Annotated in this window: 34 protein-coding genes and 1 pseudogene; 19 read left to right on the forward strand and 16 right to left on the reverse strand. The window is 73.3% G+C overall.

The genetic code is table 11. From position 1 onward, the window contains the following. The first annotated feature begins 100 nt into the window (after positions 1 to 100). The gene (locus QOZ88_RS08065; protein ID WP_305999274.1) at positions 101 to 1,159 is read left to right on the forward strand and encodes a YihY/virulence factor BrkB family protein; all 1,059 of its coding nucleotides are present in this window, start codon (positions 101 to 103) and stop codon (positions 1,157 to 1,159) included. 196 nt (positions 1,160 to 1,355) lie between these two features. Here the strand turns inward: QOZ88_RS08065 and QOZ88_RS08070 are convergent, their stop codons facing one another. Continuing rightward, positions 1,356 to 1,586 (reverse strand): DUF3039 domain-containing protein, encoded by a 231-nt coding sequence (locus tag QOZ88_RS08070; protein ID WP_305999275.1) that lies wholly within the window; start codon positions 1,584 to 1,586, stop codon positions 1,356 to 1,358. Between the two features lie 80 nt (positions 1,587 to 1,666). Here QOZ88_RS08070 and QOZ88_RS08075 point away from each other — a divergent pair, with 80 nt between their 5' ends. The 6 genes from QOZ88_RS08075 (at position 1,667) to QOZ88_RS08100 (ending at position 7,538) form a co-directional block, all read left to right on the forward strand. Continuing rightward, positions 1,667 to 2,596: a pseudouridine-5'-phosphate glycosidase gene (locus QOZ88_RS08075; RefSeq protein ID WP_305999276.1), complete on the forward strand. Its 930-nt coding sequence runs from the start codon at positions 1,667 to 1,669 to the stop codon at positions 2,594 to 2,596. A gap of 8 nt (positions 2,597 to 2,604) precedes the next feature. Then, the gene (locus tag QOZ88_RS08080) at positions 2,605 to 3,483 is read left to right on the forward strand and encodes a carbohydrate kinase family protein (RefSeq protein ID WP_305999277.1); all 879 of its coding nucleotides are present in this window, start codon (positions 2,605 to 2,607) and stop codon (positions 3,481 to 3,483) included. Positions 3,484 to 3,605: 122 nt separating this feature from the next. Then, on the forward strand, positions 3,606 to 4,628 hold the full coding sequence (locus QOZ88_RS08085; RefSeq protein WP_305999278.1) for an iron-siderophore ABC transporter substrate-binding protein: 1,023 nt from the start codon (positions 3,606 to 3,608) through the stop codon (positions 4,626 to 4,628). Continuing rightward, positions 4,625 to 5,668: a FecCD family ABC transporter permease gene (locus QOZ88_RS08090; protein ID WP_305999279.1), complete on the forward strand. Its 1,044-nt coding sequence runs from the start codon at positions 4,625 to 4,627 to the stop codon at positions 5,666 to 5,668. The genes QOZ88_RS08085 and QOZ88_RS08090 overlap by 4 nt, the downstream gene beginning before the upstream one ends. Then, positions 5,665 to 6,714, forward strand: coding sequence for a FecCD family ABC transporter permease (locus QOZ88_RS08095; protein WP_305999280.1), 1,050 nt, complete (start codon positions 5,665 to 5,667; stop codon positions 6,712 to 6,714). Before QOZ88_RS08090 ends, QOZ88_RS08095 begins: the two co-directional genes overlap by 4 nt. Then, complete coding sequence (locus QOZ88_RS08100) at positions 6,711 to 7,538, forward strand: ABC transporter ATP-binding protein (protein ID WP_305999281.1); 828 nt, start codon at positions 6,711 to 6,713, stop codon at positions 7,536 to 7,538. The genes QOZ88_RS08095 and QOZ88_RS08100 overlap by 4 nt, the downstream gene beginning before the upstream one ends. Here the strand turns inward: QOZ88_RS08100 and QOZ88_RS08105 are convergent. The 7 genes from QOZ88_RS08105 to QOZ88_RS08135 form a co-directional block, all read right to left on the reverse strand. Beyond that, the gene (locus QOZ88_RS08105) at positions 7,525 to 7,869 is read right to left on the reverse strand and encodes a DUF3099 domain-containing protein (RefSeq protein ID WP_305999282.1); all 345 of its coding nucleotides are present in this window, start codon (positions 7,867 to 7,869) and stop codon (positions 7,525 to 7,527) included. The genes QOZ88_RS08100 and QOZ88_RS08105 overlap by 14 nt on opposite strands. Before the next feature lie 97 nt (positions 7,870 to 7,966). Beyond that, complete coding sequence (locus QOZ88_RS08110; RefSeq protein WP_305999283.1) at positions 7,967 to 8,560, reverse strand: HhH-GPD-type base excision DNA repair protein; 594 nt, start codon at positions 8,558 to 8,560, stop codon at positions 7,967 to 7,969. 133 nt (positions 8,561 to 8,693) lie between these two features. Then, the gene (locus QOZ88_RS08115) at positions 8,694 to 9,164 is read right to left on the reverse strand and encodes a hypothetical protein (RefSeq protein ID WP_305999284.1); all 471 of its coding nucleotides are present in this window, start codon (positions 9,162 to 9,164) and stop codon (positions 8,694 to 8,696) included. Next, positions 9,161 to 9,763: a winged helix-turn-helix domain-containing protein gene (locus QOZ88_RS08120; RefSeq protein ID WP_305999285.1), complete on the reverse strand. Its 603-nt coding sequence runs from the start codon at positions 9,761 to 9,763 to the stop codon at positions 9,161 to 9,163. Before QOZ88_RS08120 ends, QOZ88_RS08115 begins: the two co-directional genes overlap by 4 nt. Before the next feature lie 55 nt (positions 9,764 to 9,818). Continuing rightward, positions 9,819 to 9,959 carry a hypothetical protein gene (locus tag QOZ88_RS08125; RefSeq protein WP_305999286.1) on the reverse strand — a complete coding sequence of 47 codons (141 nt, stop codon included), beginning with the start codon at positions 9,957 to 9,959 and terminating at the stop codon, positions 9,819 to 9,821. Positions 9,960 to 10,085: 126 nt separating this feature from the next. Further along, positions 10,086 to 10,457, reverse strand: a complete 372-nt coding sequence (locus QOZ88_RS08130; protein ID WP_305999287.1) for a PepSY domain-containing protein — start codon at positions 10,455 to 10,457, stop codon at positions 10,086 to 10,088. Between the two features lie 48 nt (positions 10,458 to 10,505). Continuing rightward, positions 10,506 to 10,838, reverse strand: a complete 333-nt coding sequence (locus QOZ88_RS08135) for a PepSY domain-containing protein (protein WP_305999288.1) — start codon at positions 10,836 to 10,838, stop codon at positions 10,506 to 10,508. A 167-nt stretch (positions 10,839 to 11,005) separates the two neighbouring features. On the opposite strand from QOZ88_RS08135, the gene QOZ88_RS08140 reads away from it, so the two are divergent. Further along, the gene (locus QOZ88_RS08140) at positions 11,006 to 11,683 is read left to right on the forward strand and encodes a response regulator transcription factor (RefSeq protein ID WP_305999289.1); all 678 of its coding nucleotides are present in this window, start codon (positions 11,006 to 11,008) and stop codon (positions 11,681 to 11,683) included. After that, positions 11,680 to 13,062, forward strand: a complete 1,383-nt coding sequence (locus QOZ88_RS08145; RefSeq protein WP_305999290.1) for a sensor histidine kinase — start codon at positions 11,680 to 11,682, stop codon at positions 13,060 to 13,062. The genes QOZ88_RS08140 and QOZ88_RS08145 overlap by 4 nt, the downstream gene beginning before the upstream one ends. A gap of 51 nt (positions 13,063 to 13,113) precedes the next feature. Here the strand turns inward: QOZ88_RS08145 and QOZ88_RS08150 are convergent, their stop codons facing one another. Beyond that, the gene (locus QOZ88_RS08150) at positions 13,114 to 13,257 is read right to left on the reverse strand and encodes a hypothetical protein (protein WP_305999291.1); all 144 of its coding nucleotides are present in this window, start codon (positions 13,255 to 13,257) and stop codon (positions 13,114 to 13,116) included. A 77-nt stretch (positions 13,258 to 13,334) separates the two neighbouring features. Between QOZ88_RS08150 and QOZ88_RS08155 the strand changes: the two genes are divergently transcribed. Next, a complete protein-coding gene (locus QOZ88_RS08155) occupies positions 13,335 to 13,535 on the forward strand; it encodes a hypothetical protein (RefSeq protein ID WP_305999292.1) in 201 nt (66 codons plus the stop codon). Further along, on the forward strand, positions 13,532 to 13,849 hold the full coding sequence (locus tag QOZ88_RS08160; protein WP_305999293.1) for a type II toxin-antitoxin system PemK/MazF family toxin: 318 nt from the start codon (positions 13,532 to 13,534) through the stop codon (positions 13,847 to 13,849). The genes QOZ88_RS08155 and QOZ88_RS08160 overlap by 4 nt, the downstream gene beginning before the upstream one ends. 142 nt (positions 13,850 to 13,991) lie before the next feature. On the opposite strand, the gene QOZ88_RS08165 is transcribed toward QOZ88_RS08160, so the two are convergent. The 4 genes from QOZ88_RS08165 to QOZ88_RS08180 form a co-directional block, all read right to left on the reverse strand. Next, a complete protein-coding gene (locus QOZ88_RS08165) occupies positions 13,992 to 15,191 on the reverse strand; it encodes an MFS transporter (protein WP_305999294.1) in 1,200 nt (399 codons plus the stop codon). A gap of 85 nt (positions 15,192 to 15,276) precedes the next feature. Next, complete coding sequence (locus QOZ88_RS08170) at positions 15,277 to 16,008, reverse strand: Crp/Fnr family transcriptional regulator (protein WP_305999295.1); 732 nt, start codon at positions 16,006 to 16,008, stop codon at positions 15,277 to 15,279. Between the two features lie 113 nt (positions 16,009 to 16,121). Then, positions 16,122 to 16,757: a TVP38/TMEM64 family protein gene (locus tag QOZ88_RS08175; RefSeq protein WP_305999296.1), complete on the reverse strand. Its 636-nt coding sequence runs from the start codon at positions 16,755 to 16,757 to the stop codon at positions 16,122 to 16,124. 86 nt (positions 16,758 to 16,843) lie between these two features. After that, positions 16,844 to 16,972 (reverse strand): hypothetical protein, encoded by a 129-nt coding sequence (locus QOZ88_RS08180; protein WP_305999297.1) that lies wholly within the window; start codon positions 16,970 to 16,972, stop codon positions 16,844 to 16,846. Positions 16,973 to 17,378: 406 nt separating this feature from the next. Here QOZ88_RS08180 and QOZ88_RS08185 point away from each other — a divergent pair, with 406 nt between their 5' ends. Genes QOZ88_RS08185 through QOZ88_RS08200 form a run of 4 tightly spaced genes read left to right on the forward strand, consistent with a single transcriptional unit; the run spans position 17,379 to position 20,287 of the window. Then, the gene (locus tag QOZ88_RS08185) at positions 17,379 to 17,969 is read left to right on the forward strand and encodes a vitamin K epoxide reductase family protein (RefSeq protein WP_305999298.1); all 591 of its coding nucleotides are present in this window, start codon (positions 17,379 to 17,381) and stop codon (positions 17,967 to 17,969) included. Continuing rightward, a complete protein-coding gene (locus QOZ88_RS08190) occupies positions 17,966 to 18,820 on the forward strand; it encodes an alpha/beta fold hydrolase (RefSeq protein WP_305999299.1) in 855 nt (284 codons plus the stop codon). Before QOZ88_RS08185 ends, QOZ88_RS08190 begins: the two co-directional genes overlap by 4 nt. After that, positions 18,810 to 19,583 carry a hypothetical protein gene (locus tag QOZ88_RS08195; RefSeq protein ID WP_305999300.1) on the forward strand — a complete coding sequence of 258 codons (774 nt, stop codon included), beginning with the start codon at positions 18,810 to 18,812 and terminating at the stop codon, positions 19,581 to 19,583. The genes QOZ88_RS08190 and QOZ88_RS08195 overlap by 11 nt, the downstream gene beginning before the upstream one ends. A 32-nt stretch (positions 19,584 to 19,615) precedes the next feature. Then, a complete protein-coding gene (locus QOZ88_RS08200; protein ID WP_305999301.1) occupies positions 19,616 to 20,287 on the forward strand; it encodes a haloacid dehalogenase type II in 672 nt (223 codons plus the stop codon). Positions 20,288 to 20,307: 20 nt separating this feature from the next. On the opposite strand, the pseudogene QOZ88_RS23170 reads toward QOZ88_RS08200, so the two are convergent. Next, positions 20,308 to 20,496 (reverse strand): annotated as a pseudogene (locus tag QOZ88_RS23170) (DUF427 domain-containing protein); the annotation flags it as partial. A gap of 280 nt (positions 20,497 to 20,776) precedes the next feature. Here QOZ88_RS23170 and QOZ88_RS08205 point away from each other — a divergent pair. Beyond that, positions 20,777 to 21,229: a VOC family protein gene (locus QOZ88_RS08205; protein ID WP_305999302.1), complete on the forward strand. Its 453-nt coding sequence runs from the start codon at positions 20,777 to 20,779 to the stop codon at positions 21,227 to 21,229. A 49-nt stretch (positions 21,230 to 21,278) separates the two neighbouring features. Beyond that, the gene (locus QOZ88_RS08210) at positions 21,279 to 22,076 is read left to right on the forward strand and encodes a DUF427 domain-containing protein (protein WP_305999303.1); all 798 of its coding nucleotides are present in this window, start codon (positions 21,279 to 21,281) and stop codon (positions 22,074 to 22,076) included. Between the two features lie 19 nt (positions 22,077 to 22,095). Here the strand turns inward: QOZ88_RS08210 and QOZ88_RS08215 are convergent, their stop codons facing one another. Continuing rightward, positions 22,096 to 22,278 (reverse strand): hypothetical protein, encoded by a 183-nt coding sequence (locus QOZ88_RS08215; RefSeq protein ID WP_305999304.1) that lies wholly within the window; start codon positions 22,276 to 22,278, stop codon positions 22,096 to 22,098. Positions 22,279 to 22,294: 16 nt separating this feature from the next. On the opposite strand from QOZ88_RS08215, the gene QOZ88_RS08220 reads away from it, so the two are divergent. Together QOZ88_RS08220 and QOZ88_RS08225 are read left to right on the forward strand one after the other, a co-directional pair. After that, entirely contained in the window at positions 22,295 to 23,524 is a 1,230-nt protein-coding gene (locus QOZ88_RS08220; RefSeq protein ID WP_305999305.1) for a hypothetical protein, read from the forward strand. A 33-nt stretch (positions 23,525 to 23,557) separates the two neighbouring features. Continuing rightward, entirely contained in the window at positions 23,558 to 23,857 is a 300-nt protein-coding gene (locus tag QOZ88_RS08225; RefSeq protein WP_305999306.1) for a hypothetical protein, read from the forward strand. A 190-nt stretch (positions 23,858 to 24,047) separates the two neighbouring features. Here the strand turns inward: QOZ88_RS08225 and QOZ88_RS08230 are convergent, their stop codons facing one another. Beyond that, positions 24,048 to 25,667 (reverse strand): PQQ-dependent sugar dehydrogenase, encoded by a 1,620-nt coding sequence (locus QOZ88_RS08230; RefSeq protein WP_305999307.1) that lies wholly within the window; start codon positions 25,665 to 25,667, stop codon positions 24,048 to 24,050. Between the last annotated feature and the right edge of the window lie 669 nt (positions 25,668 to 26,336).

Genomic DNA, 26,336 nt, shown 5'->3' on the forward strand with positions numbered 1-26,336 from the left:
CCCCCCGGCCCCCCCGCGGGGGCGCCCCCCCCCCCCCGGGGGGGGGCCGGCCCCCCCCCCCCCACCGCTCGGAGCGTGCCCTGACGTGCACACTGGGCAGGTGAGCGCCGTCCTCCCCAGCGGCTCGCCCGCGGGGGTCGGTGCGGACGAGCCCGACGAACGTGCCGGCGCACCGGGGGCGACGCGGGCCGACGTGCCACGACCGTCCCGGCTGCGCCGGTGGCCGGCCGCGCTGCGGGTCCCCCTGCAGGTGCTCGGCCGCACGCTGGCCAAGGCGTGGCAGGACCGCATCATCGGGCTGTCCGCCGAGGCGGCGTTCTGGCAGATCCTGTCGGTGCCACCGCTGCTCATCGGTCTGCTGGGCTCGCTGGGCTACCTGGGCTCGCTCATCGGCGGGGACGCCGTCGCCCAGATCGAGGAGCAGCTGCTCGACGCGTCAGCGCAGGTGCTCACCGCCGACGTCGTCGACGGCCTGGTGCGGCCGACGCTGACCGACATCCTCGGCTCCGGCCGGCTGGAGCTGGTCAGCGTGGGTTTCCTGCTCTCCCTGTGGGCGGGGTCGTCGGCGACGGCGACCTTCATGAACACGATCGTCATCGCCTACGACCAGCGGGACGTGCGCGGGCCGATCCGCACCCGGCTGAAGGCGCTCTGGCTCTTCGTCGTCGGGCTGCTCCTGGCAGTGCTGACGCTGCCGCTGCTGGTGCTGGGCCGCGGCCGGCTGGTCGGTCTCGTGCCTCAGGACTGGCGGGGCACCACGGCCATGCTGATCAACGCCGTCTACTGGCCGATCGTGGTCATCGGGATGCTGCTCGCCCTCACCAGCTTCTTCCACGTCGTCCTGCCGCACCGGCTGCCCTGGCGGCGACAGCTGCCCGGTGCGGTGCTCAGCCTCGGCTTCTTCCTGGTGGCCGCGCTGCTGCTGCGGGCCTACGTCAGCGACATCCTGACCGTGGCCCTGCCCTACGGCGCGCTGGCCGCACCCATCGGCGCGCTGCTGTTCTGCTTCTTCTTCGGGATGGCGGTGCTGCTGGGCGCGGAGCTCAACGCCACCATCCACGCGCGCTGGCCGGCACCGCTGCGCCGCCACGGGCGCCGGCGCCAGGAGCGGCGGCAGGCCAAGCTCGAGGAGGAGGCGCGCCGACTGGGCCTGCGGTGACGCGATGACATTGTCGTCCTCCGGACGACACCGCGGCCAGGTGCCGTCCCCACCCGGGCCGAGCGCGTCCGTCGTCCCTACGCGGACCCCTCCGGGGCCCACTCGGGACGACCAGGCTGAGCCGTACCCGTGTCCCGGGTCGGGAGACCCTCCGGGCCCCCGCGACCGGTCCACCCGCTACGCGAGCCGTTTTCTACTACTCCTTGCGGAGCTGCGCGTAGACCTCCTTGCAGGCCGGGCACACCGGGCTGCCGGGCTTGGGGCTCTTGGTCACGGGGAAGACCTCGCCGCACAACGCCTCGACGAGGGTGCCCATGACGGCGCTCTCGGCGATCTTGTTCTTCTTGACGTAGTGGAAGACCTCGTTGGCGTTGCCGGTGTCGGAGTCGCGGACGTCCGGCCGCTCGAGGATGTCGCTGCTGCTCATGACGCGCTCCCTGCTCGACGGTCGAGTGGTGCGGCGGGGGGCACCACGGTGCTCCCGTACCCGCCGACCATGATGACAGGGTGCCTGCCGCAGCCCCCGCTCCCCGCCCGGTCCTGTCCCCCGAGGTCGCCGACGCCCTGGCCGGCGGCCGGCCGGTCGTCGCGCTGGAGAGCACGCTGCTCGCCCACGGGCTCCCCCGGCCCGACAACCGGGCGGCCGCGGACGACGTCGAGGCCGCGGTCCGGGCCGGCGGCGCCGTCCCGGCCACCATCGCCGTGCTCGACGGCACCCCGCACGTCGGGCTGACCGCCGCCCAGGTCGACCGCGTCTGCGCGGACCCCGACCTGGCCAAGCTGGGTGTCCGCGATCTGCCCGTCGCAGCTGCGCTCGGGATGAGCGGTGCGACGACCGTGTCCAGCACCGCGCTGCTCGCCGAGGCGGCCGGGGTGAGCGTGTTCGCCACCGGCGGTCTGGGCGGGGTGCACCGCCAGTCGGTCGAGACGTTCGACGAGTCCGCCGACCTGACGGCGCTGTCCCGCACCTCGCTGGTGGTGGTCTGCGCGGGCGTGAAGTCGATCCTCGACGTCCCGGCAACGCTGGAACGGCTCGAGTCGCTCTCGGTCACCGTGGTCGGGTACGGCACCACCACCTTCCCCGGCTTCTACGTCGCGGACTCGGGCTCGACGGTCGACTGGTCGGTCGCCGACCCCCAGCAGGCCGCCGCGGTGTTCGCGGCCCGCCGTGGGCTCGCGCCCGGGGCGGTGGTGGTGGCCAACCCGCTGCCGGCCGACCAGCAGCTGGACCGGGAGCTGCACGACCGGGTCATCGCCGACGCCCTCGCCGCGGCGGACGCGGCCGGGGTGCGCGGCAAGGACGTCACCCCCTTCGTGCTCGACCACCTGCACCGGGCCAGCGACGGCGCCACGCTCGAGGTGAACGTCCGGCTGGTCCTGCGCAACGCCGAGCTCGCCGGCCGGATCGCCGCGGCTCTGGCCGCTCTCGCGGCCTGAGCGCGACCGTGCCGCCTCCGGTCGTCGTGGTCGGCGACGTCGCCACCGACGTCGTCGCCGTCCTCTCCGGGGAGCCGGCCCCGGGGTCGGACCGGCCGGCACGCATCGTCAGCCGCGGCGGTGGCGCGGGCGCCAACGTGGCGGCGCACCTGGCGCGCCTGGGGACGCCGGTGGTGCTGGCCGGCTGCATCGGGGACGACGCCGCCGGTGCGGGGCTGACCGCCGAGCTGGCGGCGGCCGGGGTGGAGCTGGCGGTGCGCACCGTGCCGGGCGCGGCGACCGGCACGATCGTCAGCCTGGTCGAACCCGACGGGCAGCGCAGCATGCTCGCCGACCGCGGCGCGAACCTGGCGCTGCGCCCGGCCGACGTCCCCACCCCCGCGCCGGGCGGCCACCTGCACCTGTCCGGCTACACCCTTCTCGACCCGGGGCCCCGCGACGCCGGCCTGGCCGCGCTGCGTGCGGCCGCGGTGGCCGGGTGCACCGTCTCGGTCGACCCGGCCTCGACCGGCCCGCTGCGCGGCTACGGGGTGGACCGGTGGCTGACGGACACCGCCGCTGCGACGCTCGTGCTGCCCAACGCCGACGAGGCCCGGCTGCTGACCGGCTGCGCGGACGTCACCGAGGCGGCCCGGGCCCTGGCCGCCCGGCACCCGGTCGCCGTCGTCACCCTCGGAGCCGAGGGTGCGCTGTGGGCGGCGGGCGACGAGCTCGTGCACCGGCCGGCCCGGCCGGCGACGGTCGTGGACACGACCGGGGCCGGGGACGCGTTCGCCGCCGGCCTGCTCGCCGCGTGGCTGACCGGCCCGCACCGCTCCCCCGCGGAGGCGCTGGACGCAGGGCTGGCCTGCGCGGCCGAGGTGGTCCGCCGCCCCGGAGCGCGCTGACCCGGGCGCCCGACGCCTGCCGAGGCGGCGTTACCCGATCGTGACCTGCCGTGAGTCGATCATCGCCTAGGTTAGGCAAGCCTCACCTGAGCTGATCACCTCCGCACGACCGGAAGGACCCCATGCACCGCCCCTCACGCCTGGTCGCGTTGTCCGCGGCAGCGTTCCTCACCACCGGGCTCGCCGCCTGCTCCGCCTCGGCCTCGGACGAGCAGCCGGAGACCGCTGCGGACTCGGCCCCGGTCACCATCGAGCACGCCCTCGGGACGACGACCCTGGAGTCGCGGCCCGAGCGGATCGCCACCGTCAACTGGGCCAACCACGAGGTGCCGCTGGCGCTCGGCGTCGTCCCGGTCGGCATGGCCGCCGCCAACTTCGGCGACGACGACGGCAACGGCCTGCTGCCCTGGGTCGAGGAGCGGCTCGAGGCGCTCGACGCCGAGACCCCCGTCCTGTTCGACGAGACCGACGGCATCGACTTCGAGGCCGTCGCCGACACCGACCCCGACGTCATCCTGGCCGCCTACTCGGGGCTGACCCAGGAGGACTACGACACGCTGAGCGAGATCGCCCCGGTCGTGGCCTACCCCGAGGCACCGTGGGCGACCCCGTGGCGCGAGGTCATCGAGGTCAACGCCGCCGGCATGGGCATGGCGGCCGAGGGCGAGGAGCTCGTCGCGAGCATCGAGCAGGAGATCGCCGACACCGTCGCCGAGCACCCGCAGCTCGAGGGCACGTCGGCCATGTTCATGACCCACGTGGACACCACCGACCTGAGCGAGGTCAGCTTCTACACGCCGTTCGACACCCGGGCGGCGTTCTTCGAGGACCTCGGGATGAGCACCCCGCCCAGCGTGCAGCAGGCGTCGACCGACCCGGAGCAGTTCTCGGGCACGGTGAGCGCCGAGCAGGTCGACGCATTCGAGGACGTCGACGTCATCGTCACCTACGGCGACCAGGAGCTGGTGGACGCGCTCAACGCCGACCCGCTGCTCTCCCAGATCCCGGCCGTGCGGAACGGTGCCCTCGTGCTGCTGCCCAACACCCCGCTGGGCACTGCCGCCAACCCGACCCCGCTGGCGATCTCCTGGGTCCTCGAGGACTACGTCTCGATGCTCGCCGAGGCAGCTGACAAGGGGCAGTGACCGCTGCACCTCCCGCACCGGCCCCGGACGCCGCCCTCGCGCGGCGCCCGGGGTCGCTGCGCGTCCTCTGGCTGCTCGCGGTCCTCGGGGTGCTGGTCGCCCTGATGGCCGCCTCGGTCGCCGTGGGCTCGCGGGACGTCGACTGGTCCGACGTCGTCGCCGCACTGGGCGGGTCCACCGAGAACATCGGCCAGGCCGCCGTCACCAAGCGGATCCCCCGCACGCTCCTCGCCGTCGCCGTGGGTGCTGCGCTGGGTCTCTCGGGCGCGGTCATGCAGGGCGTCACCCGCAACCCGCTCGCCGACCCCGGAGTCCTGGGGATCAACATGGGCGCGTCGCTGGCCGTGGTCGCCGGGATCGCGTGGTTCGGCCTGTTCTCCGCCACGAGCATCATCTGGGTGGCGATCGCCGGCGCCGCGCTCGCGGCCGTGTTCGTCTACGCCGTCGGCTCGCTCGGGCGCGGCGGGCCGACCCCGCTGAAGCTCGCCCTCGCCGGCGCGGCAACCGCCGCGGCGCTCACCTCGTTCGTCACCGCCGTCGCCCTGCCGCGCGGCGACATCGCCGAGAGCGTGCAGTCGTGGGAGATCGGCGGCGTCGGGGGTGCCACCTTCACGGCCATCGGCACGGTGCTGCCGTTCCTGGCGGTGGGGTTCGCCGTCAGCCTGCTCTCCGCCCGCAGCCTCAACTCCCTGGCGCTGGGCGACGAGCTCGCCGCCGGGCTCGGGGAGCGGGTGGCCCTGGCCCGGGGCGTCGCGGCGCTCGGTTCGGTGCTGCTCTGCGGTGCCGCCACGGCGGTCGCCGGGCCGATCGGCTTCGTCGGGCTCGTCGTCCCCCACCTGTGCCGGCTGCTGATCGGGGTCGACCACCGCTGGCTGCTGCCGTTCTCGGCGCTCACCGGCGCCTGCCTGCTCACCGCCACGGACGTGCTCGGGCGGATCGTGGCCCGGCCGGCCGAGATCGACGTCGGCATCATCACCGCGCTCGTGGGCGCGCCGTTCTTCATCTGGGTCGTCCGCCGCCAGAAGGTCCGGGAGCTGTGACCGCCGTCGTCGCGGCGCCCGCGTCGGTCGAGGCCGTCGCCCGGCAGCGGCTCCGCCGCGCCGCCCGCCGGCGCCTGGTCGTCGTGGTGCTCGCGGTGCTGGTCGTCGCGACCTTCGCCGTGACGCTGATGGTCGGGCGGACGTTCTACCCGCCCGGTGACGTGCTGCGGGTGGTGCTGGGGCAGGACGTCCCCGGCGCGACGTTCACGGTCGGCCGGCTGCGGCTGCCGCGCGCGGTGCTCGCGGTCGTGGCCGGGCTCAGCTTCGGCCTGGCCGGCGTGACCTTCCAGACGATGCTGCGCAACCCGCTGGCCAGCCCGGACGTGATCGGCATCAGCGGCGGGGCGAGCGCCGCGGCGGCGTTCGCGATCGTGCTCCTCGGCTGGAGCGGGACGGCCGTCTCCGTCACCGCGATCGTCGCCGCCCTCCTGGTGGCGTTGCTGATGTACCTCCTGGCGTTCAAGGACGGCGTCGTCGGCACCCGGCTGATCCTCATCGGCATCGGGATCGCCGCCATGTCGCGGAGCTCCATCGCCTACGTGCTGGACCAGGCCGGGGCCTGGGACTTCGCCGAGGCGCTGCGCTGGCTGACCGGCAGCCTCAACGGCAGCACCTGGGAGGCCACCCTGCCCGCCCTGGTCGCCCTGGTGGTGCTCGGGCCGGTCCTGCTCGCGCAGACCCGGCCGCTCGCCGCGATGCAGCTGGGCGACGACACGGCGTCCGCGCTGGGTGTCCGCGTCGAGCGGACCCGCATCGTGGCCGTCCTGGCGGCGGTGGGCCTGATCGCCTTCGCGACGGCGGCCTGCGGGCCGATCGCCTTCGTGTCCTTCCTCGCCGGCCCCATCGCGGCCCGGGTCGTCGGGCCCAACGGCTCGCTGCTCGTGCCGGCCGCGCTGGTGGGTGCACTGCTGGTCCTCGCCGCGGACCTGGTGGGCCAGTTCGCCCTCGGCACCCGGTACCCGGTGGGCGTCGTCACCGGGGTCCTCGGGGCCCCGTACCTGATCTACCTGATCGTCCGCACCAACCGCGCCGGAGGCTCGCTGTGACCGCCACCCACATCCTCGCCGCGGAGCAGCTGAGCGTCGGCTACGGCGAGCGCACGGTGATCGAGGAGCTGGACCTCGTCGTCCCACCGGGGCGGATCACCGCCATCGTGGGCGCCAACGCCTGCGGCAAGTCCACCCTGCTGCGGTCGATGTCGCGGCTGCTGGCCCCCCGGGGCGGCCGGGTGCTGCTCGACGGCAAGGCGGTGCACCGGCTGCCGGCCAAGGAGCTGGCGCGCACGCTGGGACTGCTCCCCCAGTCACCGATCGCCCCGGAGGGCATCACGGTCGCCGACCTCGTCGGCCGGGGCCGGCACCCGCACCAGGGCGTCTTCACGCGCTGGCGCCCCGAGGACGACGCGGCGGTGGCGGCTGCCCTGGAGGCCACGCAGACCGCGGAGCTCGCCGACCGCGCCGTCGACGAGCTCTCCGGGGGCCAGCGCCAGCGGGTCTGGATCGCCATGGCGCTCGCCCAGCAGACCGACGTGCTGCTGCTCGACGAGCCGACGACGTTCCTCGACGTCAGCCACCAGATCGAGGTGCTCGACCTGCTGACCGACCTGAACCGGGCCCGCGGCACGACCGTCGTCATGGTCCTGCACGACCTCAACTTGGCCGCCCGCTACGCCGACCACCTCGTCGCCCTGGCTGCCGGTCGCCTGCACGCCGCCGGGGACCCGGCCGAGGTGCTCACCGAGGAGTGCGTGCGCACGGTCTTCGGGCTCGACAGCCGGGTCGTGGTCGACCCGACGTCCGGCCGGCCGCTGATGCTGCCGATCGGGCGTCACCGCATGCGGGCGACGACCGGGGCGCTCAGCCTTCGATGACCCGCCCCGGCCGGGCGGGGTTCTCCAGGACCCGGTCGGGACGCGCGTCGACGCCCTGCAGGCGGGTCCTCGGCTTCGGCGGCCGGTCGTTGGCCATGACGACGGCGATCCACGGCAGCACCGTGCCCAGGATCGCCAGGATGATCATCAACCAGACGACCTTGTAGAAGACGGCGGCCAGGATGAGCGCGACGCCACGGATCGCCATCGTGATGGCGTACCGCCGCTTCCGGGCGGCCTGCTGGTCGGCCAGGCTCGGGGCAGCCTCGGTGATGAGCACCGGCTCGGGCTTGCGCGATCGCGGGAACTGCTGGCTCGAGGCCACGGGCACCCTTCCCTCCGCTGGCCGGTGTCCGCGGGTTCGACCCCGCCGGCTCCCGGACCACTGCCATGGTGCCACCGCGCGGGGCCCGGTGCAGGTGTCCCGGTCAGCCCGCCGGAGCCTGCTTCGCCGCCTTCGCCGCCTGCTTCTCCTCCTGCTTGAACGCCCGCACCTCGGCCAGCGACTCCGGGCCGGTGATGTCGGCGACCGAGCGCCGGGAACCGTCGGTCCCGTAGTCGCCGGCCGCCTCCCGCCAGCCGGACGGGGTGACCCCGTACTGCTTGCCCAGCAGGGCGAGGAAGATCCTCGACTTCTGCGCACCGAAGCCGGGGAGTCCGGTGAGCCGCTTCAGCAGGGTGGCGCCGTCGCAGCCGTCGGCCCACAGCTCCTCGACCCGGCCGTCGTACCGCTCCACGAGCGCCCGGCACACCTCCTGCGCCCGGCCGGCCATCGACCCCGGGTAGCGGTGCAACGCCGGCGGCCCCTGGAAGACCCGCACCAGCTCCTCGGGGTCCATCGCCGCGAGCTGCTCGGCCGAGAGGGTGTCGACGCCTAGCCGGTCGGCCAGCAGCCGCGGGGCCCCAAAGGCGCGCTCCATCGGGAACTGCTGGTCCAGCAGCATCCCGATCAGAAGGGCGAGCGGGTCGCGGCCCAGCAGCTCGTCGGCGGCCTCGTCCTGGGCGATGCGGAGGGTCGGCACACCGGAGATGGTGCCGTATATGGATCCCGTCGCGATCACCCGCCAGCAGGCGCCGCCGCTTCACTCGCGAGCTGATCAGCCTGCCGCGCGATCTACCGGAGGACGTACGACTGGCACAGAGCTTCGCGGGCGGTCAGAACGGGCTCATCTCATCGAGCACCTGCATGGCCAGGTCAGCGATTGCGGCGGCCTTCGGGAGGTCCTCGGCGACCTGCTCGGCTGTGAGCTCCTCGGCGTCGGTCGCAGGATATTCGGCGTCGTTGCGGGTGCGGCGCAGCCGGTCGAACGGCCGCAGCGCCCTGCCCAACGGCGGGTCCAGTTGCGCGGTGACCGCGTGATAGGCGGCCAGGTGGCCGCCCCGGGATGTGGGCCGCAGGCCCTGGTTCTCCAGCACGGCGGTCAGCGCCTTGCGCGCGGCGTCGTAGAGCAGCCCGTAGGCGCCGGCCGGGTCGTCGCCGGCCACCTTCGCGGCAGTTGCCAGGTGGGCGCGGGCCTGGCGGAGCAGCCGGTCGGCGTGCTCACGGCTCGGCTGGACACGTTGCAGCGTCGCCGGGGTCCCGTGGAGCATCTCCTCGATCCGGTCCCGGCCTTGCTGCCACCTCATCGGACCGCTCCGGCCGTGGATGGCCGCCGGTCGGCGGCATCGAGATCGAGGGGGACCAGTGGTGCGGCGGTGACCGTGGCGAGGAAGGCGGAGGCGTCCTCCCCGCGTTCGACCCGTGCCCAGGTGTCGGGGGCGACCCGGCGGATGTTGACCTCGCGGCGGAGCCGCTCGCCGGCGGGGCGGACGGCGTCCTCGAGGTCGTCGACGTCGGCCGTACCGACGACGAGCAGGTCGATGTCGTTGGGCACCGGGCCCGGCACGCCGGAGTAGCGCGCGGCCCAGGACCCGTAGATGTAGGCCCGCTCGACGCCCAGCACACCGCGCAGCGCGTCGGAGAGCACCGGTCGCGGCCCGTAGGTGACCGCCAGCAGGTCGGTCAGCGGGCCGGCGAGCACGCTGGACGTGTCCGCCCGGACCAGTCGGGTGTTGCCCACGCGCCGGTCGCGCACCAGGCCGGCCTGCAGGAGGCGGGTCACCTCGTGGTGGACGCTGCTGAGAGTGACGCCGCCGAGGCGGGCGACCTCGGTGAGGCTGAACTCCTGCTGGGGGTGGAGGAACAGCAAGGCGAGCAGGTCACCCTGCACTTGTGAACGCAACAACGGCAACAGCGTCGGGGATTTCACAACTCTGAAGGTACCTTCGGAGTTGTGAAAGTCAAGCACGTCGGCGGTCTGACTCTCCATTGCTTCGTTGATGCATGTGCTGGTCCAGCAGCATCCCGAGCAGCAGGGCGAGCGGATCGCGGCTCAGCAGCTCGTCGGCGGCGGCGTCCTGGGCGATGCGGATGGTCGGCACGCCGGGCAGTGTGCCGCACGGCGGGTCCGCGACGACGGTCGCTGTGTCACCCGATGAGCGGACGCCCACGTAGCAGGGGCGGGGCGAGGCGGCGTCTACCGCCTCACCCCCTGCGGTTCGGTGCGGTCAGTCGTCGTCCTTCTCGACGGAGACGACGGTGAACGACTCGTCGAGCGCGACCTCGACGAAGGTGCCGTCGCCGAGCCGGATCTCGACCTCGTAGCCGGTGTCGCCCTCGTCGGCGACCTCGACCTCGGTGACGGTCCCGGGCCCGGCCGCCTCCAGAGCGGCGGCACCGGCCTCGTCGCGATCCGGTCCGGTGACCTGCTCGTCCTCCTCGCCGGCGTCGTCCTCGGGCACCTCGGTGCCGTCCTCGCCGACGACGGCGTCTGCCTGCGGAGGAGCGTCGTTCTCCGCCTGTGCGATCTGCGTCCCGCCGATGACCACCGCGGCGAGGGCCGCGGCGCCGAGGGTGGCGCCCTTGACCTTGCTGTTCACGTCGTCTCCTCCAGGGTCGGTTGCTGCGTGGCTCCGGTGCGGCGGCGATCAGTCGTCGTCGCCGGGCTCCTCGCTGTCGCGCTCGTCGCCGAGCACGGTGAAGTCCTCGTCGAGGTGGACGTCGACCTGGTCGCCGTCGTCGAGGGTGACCTCGACCTCGTAGTAGCCCTCTTCGTCGCCGACCTCGGTGTCGGTGACCTGTCCCTCGCCGAGATGCGCGAGGGCGGCCTCGCTGGCCTGCTCCAAGGCGTCGCCGGTGATGGCGACGTCCGGGCGGGCGTCCTCGTCGTCTCCTGCGGTGGCGAGGGCCACGCCACCTCCGCCGGCCAGCACGACCAGGGCCGCCGCGCCGCCGATGGTCCATCGGGTGCTCTTCTTCATGTCTCCTCCGGGGTTCGGGACGACCCCTCGTCGGGGGCACGATCCCAGTGTCGACCGGTCCCGCTGAGCGGACGCTGAGAAAGAGCCCCGAACAGGCCGGTCGCTCTCAGCTGCTTCTCAGCACCGGCCTGGCAGAACGGACACTGACGATCGAAGGAGGTGGGCGGGTGCGGGTCCTGGTGATCGAGGACGAGCGGAACCTGGCGGCCGCCGTGGCCCGCGGACTGCACTCCGAAGGATTCTCCGTGGATGTCGCCGGCGACGGCGTGACCGGTCTGGACCGGGCGCTGCACGGCGGCTACGGCGCCATCGTCCTGGACGTCATGCTGCCGGGCCGCTCCGGGTACGACGTGCTCCGCGAGCTGCGAGCCCGCCAGGTGTGGACGCCGGTGCTGATGCTGACGGCGAAGGACGGCGAGTACGACATCGCCGACGCGCTCGACCTGGGCGCTGACGACTACCTGACGAAGCCGTTCCCGTTCGTCGTCCTGGTGGCCCGGCTGCGTGCCCTGGTGCGGCGGCGCGCCCCGGAGCGGCCGGTGCAGCTGGTCGTGGACGATCTGGTCCTGGACCCGGCCGCGCACCGGGTGCGGCGCGGGGACACCGAGCTGTCGTTGACCGCCCGGGAGTTCGCACTGCTCGAGCACCTGATGCGGCGGGCGGGTGACGCGGTGACGAAGTCGGAGCTGCTGGCCGAGGTGTGGGACGAGAACTTCGCCGGCGACCCGAACATCGTCGAGGTCTACGTCGGCTACCTCCGGCGCAAGATCGACGCACCGTTCGGGCGGAGGAGCATCGAAACCGTGCGTGGCGTCGGCTACCGCATCGATGCCGCCGGCGGATGAGCGCCCGACGACCGCGCGGCCTGACCCGGTGGGTGCGGAGCCGTTCCCTGCGCGCCCGGCTGACCGCGGCCGCGGTCGTGGTCATCGCCGTGGCCATCACCTGCTCTGCGGTGCTGCTCACCCTCCGGCTGGAGTCGGCGCTGGTGACGGGCGTCGACCAGGCCGCGCTCGACCGGGCCCAGCGCGTGGCCGCGGCGATCACCTCCGGCGGGTCGGCGGAGTCGTTGCTCGCCGTCGACGTTGACGACGAAGTCGTCCACGTCCTCGACGAGGATCGAGCCGTCCTGGCCTCGTCCGTGGAGCTGCCGGACGGCCGGCCGCTGCTGACGGCCCCGGCAGGCACCGGCCTCGAGCTGGTCACCCAGGACGGACTCGCCCTGCCCGGTGAGCAGGACGAGCCCCACCGCGTGCTCACCCTCCCGGTGTCGACCACGGACGGGCAGCGCGTGCTCGTCCAGGTCGGTCTGCCGCTGGACGACGCCGAGGAGAGCGTCGAGGAGTTGATCTCCGCGCTCGCCGTCGGCGCCCCAGCGGTGGTCGTCATCCTCGCGGTCCTGACATGGCTGCTGGCGGGGCGGGCGCTACGCCCGGTGGAGGCGCTGCGCCGGCAGGCCGCCGACATCTCCGGCGATGCACTCGACCGGCGGCTCGCCGTCCCAGCCAGCGGAGACGAACTCGCCCGGCTGGCCACCACCTTCAACGCGCTGCTCGGCCGGGCCGAGGCCGCCACCCGACGGCAGCGGGAGTTCGTCGCGGACGCCGCCCACGAGATCCGCAGCCCGCTGGCCTCCCTGCGCACCCAGCTCGAGGTCGCCGCACTGCACGACGACCCGTCGTGGCGCAGCCGGCTTCCGGCGCTGACCGAGGACGCCCAGCGACTGTCCCGGCTGGTCGACGACCTCCTCCGCCTGGCCAGGATCGACGCCCGTGTCCCGCTCGTCCGTGACACGGTCGACCTCGACGAGATCGTCCTGGAGACGGTCGATCGCGTCCGTGCGCACACCGCGCTGCGCCTCGACACCTCCGCAGTCTCCGGCGCCAGGATCATCGGCGACCGGGGCGCGCTCACCCGCGTCGTGCAGAACCTGCTCGACAACGCGCTCCGACACGCCCACACCACCGTGGCCGTCGCGCTGACCGCGACCGACCGGGCGGTGCTGACCGTGACCGACGACGGCCCGGGCATCCCGACCGACCAGCGGGAGCAGGTGTTCGACCGCTTCACCCGCCTCGACGACGCCCGCAGCCGCGATGCCGGCGGAACCGGCCTGGGCCTGGCCATCGTCCGCGACGTCGTCCTGCAGCACGGCGGGCAGGTCGGCCTCGAGGACGCCCACCCCGGCGCCCGGTTCGTCGTCCGACTTCCGCTCGCGGGCTGACCCCACCGGTCACCTGGCTACGGTGCCCCGTCGTAGCGAGGCCGCACGGCTCTACCGGACGGCGCGTGCGCCGAGGTGACGGGCCGCCCCGCTGCTTCGTTGACGCATGCGCTGGTCCAGCAGCATCCCGAGCAGCAGCGCGAGCGGATCACGGCTCAACAGCTCGTCGGCGGCGGCCCACCCGAACGAGGGCATCGGTACACGTCGGCGCCCCGCCTTTGACGCCCGCTTGACCGTTGCACAACTGTCAAACGACTGTCTAACATCACCGCGTGAGCAAGACCATCGGGTTCCGCCCCACCGAGGAGGACGAGCGGATCATCCGCGCGGCGATGCGGTCCGACGAGCACACCTCCGACGTCATCCGCCGCGCGCTCCGCCTCCTGGACCGCGAGGCATGGCTGGCACGAGCACGCGCCGACGCCGAACGGCTGGCGGACGAGGACCTGTCCGGCGAGGCCGACGCCTGGTGATCCGCGGCGCTGTCTACCGCGTCGACCTCGGGGCAGCGCGTCGTGGTCACGAGCAACGCGGCCGGCGCTACGGACTGGTCCTGAGCCCGACCGACATGGCCTGGAGCGTCGCCACGGTCGTCCCGACATCGACACAGGCGCAGCCGGCCGTCTTCCGGCCCGAGATCGAGTTGGGCGGTGTCCTGACCCGGTTCCTCGTCGACCAGATGCGCAGCATCGACGTGCGCTTCGTCGAGGGAGACCCCGCCTTCTTCCTCCACCGCGACGAACTCGACGAGGTCGAGATGGCTGTCACCCGGTACCTCGGCCTCTGACCCGCACCCTGACCGCACGGGCCCACGGGTGCGAGGCCGGCCGACGCCGGGTGCGGTACCAGGGTAGATGCGCGGCCCCCGCGGGGGCACGGCGCCCGTGGTCGCCCTCGGCTCCTGCAGGCGGTCGGACGGGGCGCCATGTTCACGCTGGGGCATCCGGTCCGGTGGTGAAGCTGCGGCTGGCGGTGAAGCCGACTGCGGCGGCGAGCAGCAACAAGGCGCCGCCCACGTAGTAGACGGCGCGGATGCCGAGGGTGTCGGCGAGCAGCCCGCCGACGCCGAGGCTCGCCAGGCGCCCGGTCTGCCAGAGCAGGTCCATCAGCGCGAAGACCCGTCCCCGGGTGCGGTCGGTGAGGTGCGACTGCAGCAGGCTGTTGAACGTGACGGCGCCGGTGGAGGTCCCGATGCCGTACACGGCGAGCGTGGCGGCGGCGACCGGCAGGGAACGGACCGAGGCGAGCACCAGGTCGACCAGGCCGCGCAGCACGTAGGGACCGAACACGTACAGCGGGCGGCGCGGGTCGGGGATCAGCCGCAGCAGCAGGGTGGGCCCGAGGGCGGCGCCCACGCCGATCGCGCCGACCAGGATCCCGTAGGCGTCGGCCGGCGCGCCCAGGTGCTCGGCGGCCAGGACGACCAGCAGTGCGCTGGTCGCGCCGGCCGACAGCGCGGCCAGCAGCTGTCCGATGGCCAGGGCGCGCAGCAACCGGTCGCGCCCGACCAGGGCCAGGCCCTCGCGGGCGTCGGCGAGCAGCCGGCGTCGACCGACCTCCCCCGGCGGCTCGACCAGCCGCAGGCCGCGCAGCGCCAGCGCCGAGGCGACGAAGCTCGCGGCGTTGACGCCGAATGCCCAACCAGGACCCACCAGAGCGACCAGGCCTCCGGCCAGCGGCGCGAGGACGACCTGTGACAGCACAGCCGCGGTCCAGACAGCGCTGTTGGCCGCGACGATCTCCCGGTCGGCCACCACCGAGGGCAGCACGCTGTTGGCGGCCGGGTTGAAGAGGGCCGCACCGGCCGACAGGCCGAAGGCGACCGCGTAGACGACCAGCGGGTCGTCGTGCCAGACCGCGAGAACGCCGGCGAGGGCGGCCCGGAACACGTCGGCGGCCACCATCACGGTGATGCGGGGCAGCCGGTCGACGAGGACGCCTGCGAGCGGGGCGAGCAGCAGCACCGGGACGATCTCGGCGACGACGACGCCGGCCACGCCCAGCCCTGAGCCGGTCAGCCGGTAGATCAGGATGGCCAGGGCGACGAAGCTGAAGACGTCACCCCACTGGCTGATGGTGCGCGCCGTCCACAGCCGCCGGAAGTCCGGCTGAGCCAGCACGGTGCGCATCCCGGGCCGACGCCGATGATCCGCCACGTCAGCCCGCTACCCCTCCTGACCACGGTCCGACCGGTGTGGACCGGCGGGCCGCCCCTCAGCCGTCACGCACCGCCACCAGGCCACGTTCGTCGAGGAGCTCGATGGTGCCGTAGCCGACCCTCACGTAGCCCCGGCGCTCGAGGTCCTTGAGCACCTTGTTGAGGGAAGGCCGGGTCACACCCAGCATCGCCGCCAGGGTGCGCTGCGGCAGCCGGACGGTGCCGTCCTCCGCCTCCTCCACCAGCAGGCCGGCCAGCTGGGCCGGAAGCGGACGCCCCAGCAAGGAGATCAACCGTCCATGACTGGTGGCGAGGCGCTGAGCGATGCTGGACAACCAGCGCCGGGACACCCCGGGATGCCGGTCGAGGAGCGACTCGAAGTCTTCCGCGGACAGCATGAGGCAGACGGCATCGTCGAGCGCATGGGCCGCGTACGGCACGGGGATGCCGAGCAGCAGCGGCACGTCGCCGTCGACGTCCCCCGGACGCAGCACACCGACGACCACCTTGCCCCGCGGCGTCACGACACCGAGCTCGACATGCCCGGAACGGACGATGCAGACGCCCGGCCCCGCACCGCTCCCGTCGCCGAACACCCGTTCACCCCGCTGGAACGTGACGGACGAGATCCGGCTGGCCAGGGCGGCGACGTCCTGAGGACCCAGGGGCGCCGTTCCGCCTCGGCCGACGCACCGCGCGATCCACGCCGCGTCCCGGATCTGCATCTCTTGGGGGGACAGCTTCCCGGCGTCGGCGCGGAACAGCTCGGTCCATCGCCCCAGGTCCACACCCCGGATCCTGTCAGGCCGAGGTCAGGACGTCGTCACGGTTGTCCGCGGAGCGGATCAGGCCACCGGCCACCCGGAGCGCGGGCCGGGTCGCCGTCCGGCGCTGCGAGGGCTCACACCTCCCGGCTCCCCCGGCGGTGGCGGCGGACCACGGCCGCGCCGGCGACGCTCAGCACGACGAGGACCAGCACGGCCACGACGAACGGCCACGACCCCGGCGCGGTCCCGTACGCGCCGAGGGCTGCGAAGGCGATCGTCCCGGGGATGATTCCGAGCGCCGTGCCGACCACGTAGTCGCGGCTGCCGACGGCGGTCAACCCCGCCGCGTAGTTGATGGCGGTGAAGGGCAGCGCGGGCACCAGGCGCACGCCGAGAACCGCGAGGAAACCGTGCCGGCTCAGCAGTGCGTCGACGCGGGCCACCCGGGTCCCGGTCAGCCGTTCGACCGCATCGCGCCCCAGCTTCCGCCCCAGCGCGAACGCGGCCAGGGCTCCCAGCAGGGCAGCCAGCAGGACGAAGAGCACTGCGCCGACGAAGCCGAAGAGGACACCTGCCGCAGCGGTGAGCACGTTCTTCGGCAGGGGTGCGAGAGTCGCCAGCGCATAGACCACGACGAACACCGCGGGAGCCGCCGGCCCGAGCGCTGCGACCTCGACCCGCAGCCGCTCGACGTCAGGCAGCCCGACCACGAGCGCGACGGCCACCGCCGTCGCGACGACGACCAGCAGCCCGGCGAGGCGGCCCCACACGAAGCGTCCGGGAGCCCGGCGCGGGGTCCCCGATGGTCCCGCCCCGACCTCGATGGCCCGGTCCGGCGGAGGACGGCTGTGGTCGCTCACTGCGGCGGGCGGAGGTGGACGGCGAGCCCGGAGGGCACGGTGTCGGCCAGGAAGGACGGCGAGCCCGCCACGGAGCGGTCGACGCCGATGTCGATGCTGCCGCCGATCCGCTCCAGCGCTCGCACGCGGCACCCCCTCCCTGATCCGGACCCGACTCGGTCGGACCCTTCCATGCCCGCCCGGCCTCCGGATGCCCCGGCCGGTGGGTTGTTCAGCCCCCCGAGGACGCGCTGCTCACCCTGGTCCGCGAATCGGCCGGAAGCTTCGGCGACGTCGAGGACCCCACCTGGCAGGCCACCCTGGCCGCCGGCTGGAGCGACGCAGAGGCCACCGGGGCATCGGTGCACATCGCGCTGAACCCGTTCACCAACCACCTGGTGCAGACCGACCTCGACGTCCCACCCGCTCCGGGCCTCCGAGCCGCCGGTCCGGCAGCCAGGGATCTGCCCCGTCGGGAAAGGCGGCCGACCGCGGTTCACGACCGCAGCACGGGGCATGGCCCGGTACAGCCGAGCACAGGAGGACACCGACGTGCGCACCACTGCGAGGAGACACCCCGCCGGCCCGCCGGCGGCCACGGTCCGACCGGATCCGGGCGGGGTCGGCCGGTCGAGCTCGGCGGCGGCCGAACGGGTCAGCGACGATCTCCGGCGCGGCGCCGGGGACTTCCTCGAGCAGCGCCGCCGCATCGCGGGCCTCACCTCCCTCGCGAGCTTCGCCCTCGGGGTGGTCGGCCTGTACCAGTTCGGGTTGCTGCGGCGGGTGCCCGAGCTGCCCCTGCCCTTCCTCGACGCCGACGCGGTCGACGCCGCCGGCGAGGCCTACCAGCAGTTCAGGACCCCGGATGCCGCGCTCGGCCTGCTCAGTGCCGGCGTGACCCTGGCCCTCGCCGGGATGGGCGACCGGGACCGGGCCCGGACGGCACCGTGGGTGCCGCTGGCGCTGGCCGCGAAGACCGCCGCGGACGCCGGCGGCGGTATCTACCTGTTCGCCGAGCAGGTCACCAAGCACCGCAAGGTGTGCTCCTGGTGCACCGTGGCCGCGGCGGCCCAGCTGGCCACCCTCCCGCTGGCGCTGCCCGAGGCGCGTGCCGCCCTCCGTCGCCTGGCGGGTCGGTCGTGAACGGGCTGGGGCTGCACCTGCACGAGGACCTGCTGGACGGCGAGCCGATCCGCTGGCTGGAGCACGGCGAGGGCGCGCACGTCGTCCTGGTCCACGGCATCCCGACCTCGCCCCGGCTCTGGCGCCACGTGATGCCGCTGGTCAGCGGCCGGTCCCTCGCGCTGGAGATGGCCGGCTACGGCAGCTCCATCCCCGACGGCGAGGGCCGCGACCTCGGCCTGTCGGCCCAGGCCGACCGGCTGCTGCGCTGGCTGGACCTGGTCGGCGCGGAGTCACCGGTTCTCGTCGGTCACGACCTCGGCGGCGGGGTCGCGCAGATCGCCGCCGCCCGGGCGCCCGGCCGGTTCTCCGGGATCGTGCTGACCAACGCCGTCTGCTACGACTCCTGGCCGATCCCCAGCGTGAAGGCGATGCAGCGGGCCGCACCGGTGCTGCGGTACCTGCCCGAGACCGCGCTCTACCCCTCCCTGGTCCAGCTGATCCACCGCGGCCACGACGACCGGGCGCGGGCGCTGGAATCCATCGGTGTGCACTGGCAGCACTACGTCACCCACGGCGCCGCCCGGAGCCTGATGCGCCAGGTGAGCTCCCTGCGGGTCGAGGACACGATCGCCGTCGCCGACCAGCTGCCCTCGCTCGGCCTCCCCGCCCGCGTGGTGTGGGGCGAGGCCGACCAGTTCCAGAAGGTCGAGTACGGCCGCCGCCTCGCGGACGACCTGGGCACGGAGCTGCAGCCCATCCCCGGCGGCAAGCACTTCACCCCCGAGGACCATCCCGAGGTGATCGCGGCGGCCATCAACGAGCTGATCGGAACGGGTCCTGCGCGCGAAGGAGATCCCGGTGGGCGGTGACGCCGGCGGGTTCGTGGGCTACCCGATGGTGGAGGAGTCGAAGGCGACCGGCGCCGTCGCCGCCGTCTACGCCCACCTGCTGGACGGCATGCCGTTCGTGCCCAGCCTCTTCAAGTCGCTGGCGCTCTGCCCCGGCTACCTCGTGCTCGCCCACGAGCAGGCCGCCGGAGTGCTGCCGGACCCGTCGTTCGCGCAGTCGGCACAGAAGCTCGTGACGTCGGCGCGGGAGATCACGACCCCTCCGGCCCACGCCGATGTCCGCGGTGCGCTGGCCGGGTTCACCGGTCCGCTGAGCCGGATGCTCCTGCTGGCCGCCGGCCTCCGGCTCGCGCTCGACGGGGAGCTCCACGCACCGCCCGCGCCCGGTCAGGTCCCCGAAGCCCGCCCGGTGCGGCCAGAGAGCCCCGCTCCCTCGCCGGCCGACGCACCCGCGCCGGAGCTCTACGGCCAGATCCGCGCCGCCCTCGACACGCCCGTCGTCAACAGCATCTGGCGCAGCCTCGCCGACCGAGGGTTGTTGGAGGCGGCCTGGGACCACCTGGGCCCTCAGGTGCCTGCCACCCGTGCCGCCGCCGACGACCTGCAGCACAGAGCGGTCGACGCCGCCCGGCACCTGCCCTGGCAGGTCGTCGCCGACCCCACCGCGCTGGAGCAGGCCGGCCTCGGCGACGCCCGCCCGGGCATGGCCGCCGTCCTGGGCGCCTACATGACCACCCTGCCCCGGGTCCTCGTGCTGGTGGCCTCCAGCAGCGCACCCGAGTGATGCCCCACACCGCCGAGCCCGAGGAACCTGCGTTGACCCTCTCGCCGTCCGTCATCGTCTTCGACGTCAACGAGACCCTGTCCGACATGAGCCCGATGTCTCAGCGGTTCGAGGACGTCGGGGCACCTCCCCACCTGGCCACGCTGTGGTTCGCCACGCTGCTGCGTGACGGGTTCGCCCTCACCGCCGCCGGCGCGTCCCGCCCCTTCGCCGAACTCGGGGCCGCGGCCCTGCGCACGGTGCTGCACAACGTGGACCTCGACCGGGACACCGACGCCGCCGTCGACCACGTCATGAGCGGCTTCACCGAACTGGGCGTCCACCCCGACGTCCCGGACGGCGTCCGGGCCCTCCGGACGTCGGGGCGGCGGCTGGTCACCCTGACCAACGGCTCCACGTCCGTGTCGGAGCAGCTGTTCACCGGCGCCGGCATCCGCGACCAGTTCGACGCGCTGCTCTCCGTGGAGGATGCCGGCGCCTGGAAGCCGGCACGCCGCGCCTACGAGTACGCCGCCCGGACCTGCGACACCGACCCGGGCGAGATGCTGCTCGTCGCCGTCCATCCGTGGGACATCGACGGCGCCGCCCGCGCCGGACTGGCCACCGCGTGGATCGACCGGGCCGGGACCCCGTACCCCTCCTCCTTCACGCCGCCGTCACTGCGCGCCACCGGGCTGACCGACCTCGCCGAGCAGCTGGGCTGACCTCGACTCGGGGGGCGGCCTCAGGCTCCGTCCCGATCACCGTCCGACGACCGGTCCCCGGCAGCCGGCAGCGCCTCCAGCAGTGGATCGCGACAGCGGTACGCCGCATCCTCGTACCGCCGCCCGTCGACGACGGCGACGTGCCCGTAGCTCGCCGCATGCTTGCAGGGGCAGACCGACGTGGTCTCGCCCTGCCGCAGGACGTCCGGCGCATCGGGAACTGCGGCAGGACGGGTGGAGGTTGGATGCTGTGCCGACGTGGCGGCCGTTCAACCTCCCTTTGGCGCCCTCGAAGGTCCCGACTCCCGCCGGAAGGAGGCACGGCTCGCCCGACGCCCCCCCCGAGCGCTCGATCCTCACCGCGGAGAAGTCCCACCGCTGCCGCTCTGCCCCGGCGACCCCGTGGTCCGTGGCCGCATGCGGATGCCAGTTGCGGGGAAGGGCCGACCGGACGGCCCTGTCCGGGGCCCGTACGTCGAGGAGGTCGACATGCCCGCACGGGACATGCCCGCACGAGACGAACTGCCCGCGCCAAGGGAAGGCTTCGTGCTGACCCACTTCCTGGTGGTCGGCGATCAGGACCGCTCGCGGGAGTGGTACCGCGACGTCTTCGGCGCGCAGGTGGTGCACGAGCGCGATCCGGTGATGCTCCGTGCGGCCAACAGCTGGCTGATCCTCAACGAGGCCGGTGGTCCGACCGACGACAAGCCCGACGTGAGCCTCGTTCTGCCGCAGGACCCCCGGCGGACCAGCGCCTTCCTCAACGTCCGTGTCGCCGACATCGCCGCGGTGTACCGGAACTGGACGGCGAAAGGCGTCGAGTTCCTCACCGAGCCGAAGGACCACGGCCAGGAGATCCGCGCGTACGTGCGTGACCCGGACGGTCACCTCATCGAGGTCGGGCAGGCCACGGGCATGCTGGAGACGGTGGACGGCGACTGATCTCCCGCCTGCCCGGGTGACGACGTCCGTCGGCGGGTAGCGGGACCACATGGCCTTGACGATCGGCAGCGCACCCTTCGGCTCCACGCCGTCCGGAACCTTCAACTTCGACCCGGCGCCGCCCGAGCACGTCCTCTACCTCGAGCCCTCCCCGCGCCGGGTCCGCGTGCGCCTGGGCGAGGAGACCGTCGCCAACAGCACCGGCGTGCGCCTGCTCCACCTGTCGGGCCAGACACCGATCTACCTCTTCCCCCGCGAGGACGTCCGGGCCGACCTGTTCACGACCAGCGACACGAAGGTGAACGCCCCCGGCCTCGGCGAGGCCTCGCACTGGACGGTGTCGGTGGGCGAGCGGACGGCGGAGGACGGCGCCTACTCCTACGAGCAGCCGCCGTCGTCGCTAGCGGGCGTGGCCGGTCTCGTCGCGTTCGACTGGGACGCGATGGACGCCTGGTTCGAGGAGGACGAGGAGGTCTTCGTCCATCCGCGCGACCCCTATCACCGGATCGACGTGCTACGCAGCTCCCGTCACGTGGTCGTGCGCTGGGGGGACACCGTCGTCGCCGACTCGACGCAGCCGCGCATGCTGCTGGAGAGCAGCCTGCCGCCCCGGTGGTACCTGCCGGCCGAGGACGTTCGCACCGACCTGCTGGCCCCGAGCTACACCGCGACGAGGTGCCCGTACAAGGGCGTCGCGCAGTACCGGACACTGCGGGACGGCGACCGATTCGACGATGACGTCGTCTGGAGCTACCCCGAGCCCATGCACGATGCCGAAGCCGTCGGCGGGCTGCTCTGCTTCGATGACGCGCGGCTCGACGTCCAGGTGCGCGAGGGGACCCGGTGACCTAGCGACCCTGCACGAGCTACGGCTGGACGGTGGCGGACTGCGAGGGCGCGTGGCTGCGGTAGAGCTTCTCGACGCGGCGAGCCGGTAGGCCGCACCTGGACCGGGTCGCCGCGGCCGACGGCCTCTGGTTCCAGGGAAGCTTGCCGATGACCAGCGTGGGGACGTCGACGTAGACCCTGTCCTCGGCGGTGTGGGTCACCACGACATCCAGCGGGATGAACGTGTCGCTCGAGATGAGTCCAGGCGTGGACGGCGGCTGGCTGTACGCCGCCGGGGACGTGAACGGCCGGGCGCTGCTGACTCACCAGGACAAGTACCAGGCCCGGCTCGTCGGCGACAACATCGCCGGACGCGCCCGGCAGGCCTGGGCCGACCACGTGGCCGTGCCCCGCGTGACCTTCACCGATCCCCAGGTGGCCGCCGTCGGCACGACCGAGGGGCCGGCCCGCGAGGCGGGAATCGACGTGCGGACCGCCCGCTACGACATCGGCGCCACAGCCGCGGGCGCCCTGGCCGGCAAGGACGTCGACGGCACCGCGCAGCTGGTCATCGACGCCGACCGCCGGCTGCTGGTCAGCGCGACCTTCGTCGGCCCGGGCGTCGGGGAGCTGCAGCACGCAGCGACCATCACGATCGTCGGCCAGGTGCCGATCGACACCCTGTGGCACGCCGTGCCCGCCTTCCCCACGCTCAGCGAGGTCTGGCTGCGCCTGCTGAGAGCGAACGCGGCGTCTCCTGAGCTGCCGGAGCGGCCCGGCACTGGGCGTCGACTCGGTCGGCGCGGACGGAACCGATGCGCAAGCGTGTCGCACGTGGCCTTCGAGTTGACCGACGCCGTGCTGCCGCTACCGGACGGGGTCCGCGCTGAGCTGCGCCGCGAATGGGCGCGACTGGCGGCGCCTGGCACATGGCTGTCAGGACCGGAACGCGTGGCCGTCGCCCGGGAGGCGCGGGCCGCACGCACGTTCAGCGATGCGGACGCGGGACTTCCCGCCCTGCTGACCGAGGTGGCGCAGTCCGTGTCGGCCGCCGCAGACCTCGTCACCCGGGAATGGGTCTCCGACCTGCGTGGCCAGGGCATGGCGATCGAGGAGTACGTCGAGGTCGTGGGCGTCGTCAGCCGGCTGGCGGCAGTGGACGCCTATGTCCGCGGGGTCGGATCCGCGGAGGAGGCCCTCCCCGACCCTGAGCCGGGAGAGCCCACAGGGGAGCGCAACGGTCAGGTCCGGTGGCGGAACGCCTTCGTGCCCACCCATCCCGAGGACGGCGCCCGGTACGCCCTGTCCGCGGTACCCGCCGAGGAGGAGGCTCGGGACCAGCTCCACGCCCAGCTCTACCTGAGCACCGAGCGGATGGCGGATCTGGCGTACCAGGACGTGCTGTCCCGTGCGCAGATGGAGCTGCTGGCCGCGCGCGTCTCGCTGCTCAACGACTGCTTCTACTAGCTGATCGCCCACGCCAACATGCTCCGTGCGAGTGTGCAGAAGACGACCGGGACGTCCGTGGATCTCCGCGCGGTCACCGACACCGGCATCGACCCCGGTCTTCCCTGGGGGGCAGAACTTCGCGATCTCGCGACCGCCATGGTGACCGGCCAGCGGCTCGAGGAGAGCCGCGACGCACTGATCCGTGCCGCCGGCCCGCGGAAGACCGCCGCCGCAGTCGGCGTGTGCGCGAACTTCGAGATGATGAACCACATCCTCGACGCGACCGGTTGCCCCGTGCCGGCGAGCCTCGGTTTCGTGGCAGACCTGCTCGGGGTCACGCGCCGGCACTGAACGGCGGGATCAGGCGAACCTCGGGTAGAGGGACACGCCCCGTCGACGATGGTGGTCCCCGTGACGTAGCCCGCCTCCGGGCTCGCGGCCCAGGTGAGGCACCGGCGGTGAGCACTCCCCGTGGCCGTTGACGCGAGGCTGCGCCAACGGCCACGGGGACCGCGAGGGGCCGCCGTCCGAGTGCCCGAGCTCAGGCCTCCTGAGCGCTGCGGCGGCGGATGGCCATGGTGCCCGCGACGGCGGCACCGGCCAGAGCCGTGCCGCCGAGGAGGAACAAACCCATCGACTCGACACCGGCGGTGCTGCCGCCGCCGGCGTCGACGCCGCCGACCGGCATCCGGGTCACCTTCCAGATGCCACCGGTGCCCGGCTGGTAGGCGTACGGCGGCTTCATCTCCATGTCGATGTTCACGATGCCGTAGTCGACGATGTACATCGCGCCGTCCGGGCCGAACTGCACGTCGAACGGGCGTGCGATGGGATCACCCTTCACGAACGGGGTGATCTCGCCGGTCTCGGTGTCGACCGCCACAACTTGGCGCCCGATGTTCCCCTCGCGCAGCGGGTTGGTCGGCGGAGCCAGGTCTCCCCACTCGGCGACGAACATCTGTCCGGCGAACTCCCCGAAGCCCTCGGGTGCGATGTCGATCATCGACGGGGACGAGTTGAACTCGTGCCGTCCGAGAACCCACTCGGGGTCGGGCGGGGTAAGGCCGCTGGCCTCCACATCGATGACCGATCCGAGGATCTTCCCCAGCTCCTCGTCGGTGCCGAGGAACACCGGCACCTGGAACTGGTCCGGTGGCTCGAACTTGGGATCCGTCAGCGGTTCACGGCTGGCGGAGTACTCCGGTATCCCGTACCAGCGGCCGGGCTCGACCCGCAGCGACGCATCGATCTCGCCCTGCACCGGGCGGGACCCGCGGATGTCGTAGCCGTTCTCGGCGGCGAACATTTCGCCGTCCTCGTTCCAGGTGAGGCCGAGCAGGTTGCGGAAGCCCCACGCGTGGGTCTCGATGGTCTCCTCGGCGTTGTCCGGATCGAAGGTCAGGATCGACCCGCCGCACTTCTCCACGCCCTCGATCACCTGCCCGGGCTCGGTCGCGGTGCCGAACGGCACGTAGGCCCCGGTGAGCACCATGTCGTCCGGGTCCTCGGTCAGGAAGTTCGGGGTCTGGAAGTTGTGCCCGGTCAGCACGATGTCCTCGCACGGCGTGGTGTGCACGCCCGGGCTGCGCATGACCCAGGGGGCGACAGAGGGACCCATCACCCCGGCGTTGCCGGCCGGCCCCACCGACACGTACATTCGGCCGTCGGGCCCCACGTCGATGTCGTTGATCTGGTGCTCGGCCTGGCTGTCCAGGATCCCCTGGAACAACAGCTCCACCTCACCGTCGGGCGTGGCCCGCGACACCGCCCCGGTGAGGTCATCGGCGCGGTGGGTGAAGTAGAAGGCGCCGTCGTGCCACTTCAGGCCGACCAGCGCAGGCTCGATCGCCTCGTCGAGCTCGATGACCGGCGTCGCCTGCCCGTTCGCGACCTCGAGGATCCGGATGGGCGCGAGCTGCTCGGGGAAGAGACCGCTGCCGGCCTCGCCCACGTACATGCGCCCTTCGTCGTCCCAGGTGATCGAGCTGGGCAGCTGCAGCCCGCCGACGACCTGCTCGATCTGGTAGCCCTCGGGGAGGTCGAATTCGCCGGCCGGTGATGCAGGCGCGGCTGCCGCCCCCGTCGCGCCCAGGCCGCTGGCCGTTCCGAGCAGCCCGAGCGCCGCGGCGGCGCCCAACCTGCTCTTCGCTGTCCTCTTCATGATCGGCACCGTCCCCTGTTCGGTGGACGGTCGCGGAGAGACGACGGCCCACGTCCACACGGCTGCACGTCTGACAGCCGGGTCCGCGACTGCCCACCCGGTCGCAAGCCGAAAGCCGGTCGCTGTGAGCTGTAACACAACCGCAAGTTCCTCTCGCATGCGGGACGGTCGGCGGCCGCGGGATTGGTTGGTGGCGTCCGATCCAAGGCCCGCGCCGGCCTCGCCCTGGCCCGAAGAAGCCCGGCTTCCGCTACACCACGAACGTGGTGCCGCTGGACCCGTCACCGGTCCGCGGCTCGCACGGACGGCTGCCCGACGATCCTCGGGACGGCCCCGTCCTGGTCCGCTCCGGCCCATCCGTCACCCGCGACCGCGTGGCTGCCACGGACGTGCGGGACCTGCTCCTGCGGCTCGGCGGCCTGACCGGCTGACCGATCGTCGCAGCAGTCCCGACCCGCCCACCGCTCCACGCGGACAACCGGCCGCTGCGGGCTGCGAGGCGACCGTCCACTGCATCGTGGAACGTGCGGGTGGCTGCGCGTCCGTCGACGGGCAGCAGGTGTAGGTATGGCGGCGATGGCGCCCCGCCGAAAGATGGGTCAACGAATCGCACGCCAGCACAACAGCGGAGTTGCTGCATGCGGCGTCTCTCGACCCGACCGGATGTGT

Origin of the sequence: Blastococcus carthaginiensis (assembly GCF_030731085.1) — a bacterium.
Classification (GTDB): Bacteria; Actinomycetota; Actinomycetes; order Mycobacteriales; family Geodermatophilaceae; genus Blastococcus; species Blastococcus carthaginiensis.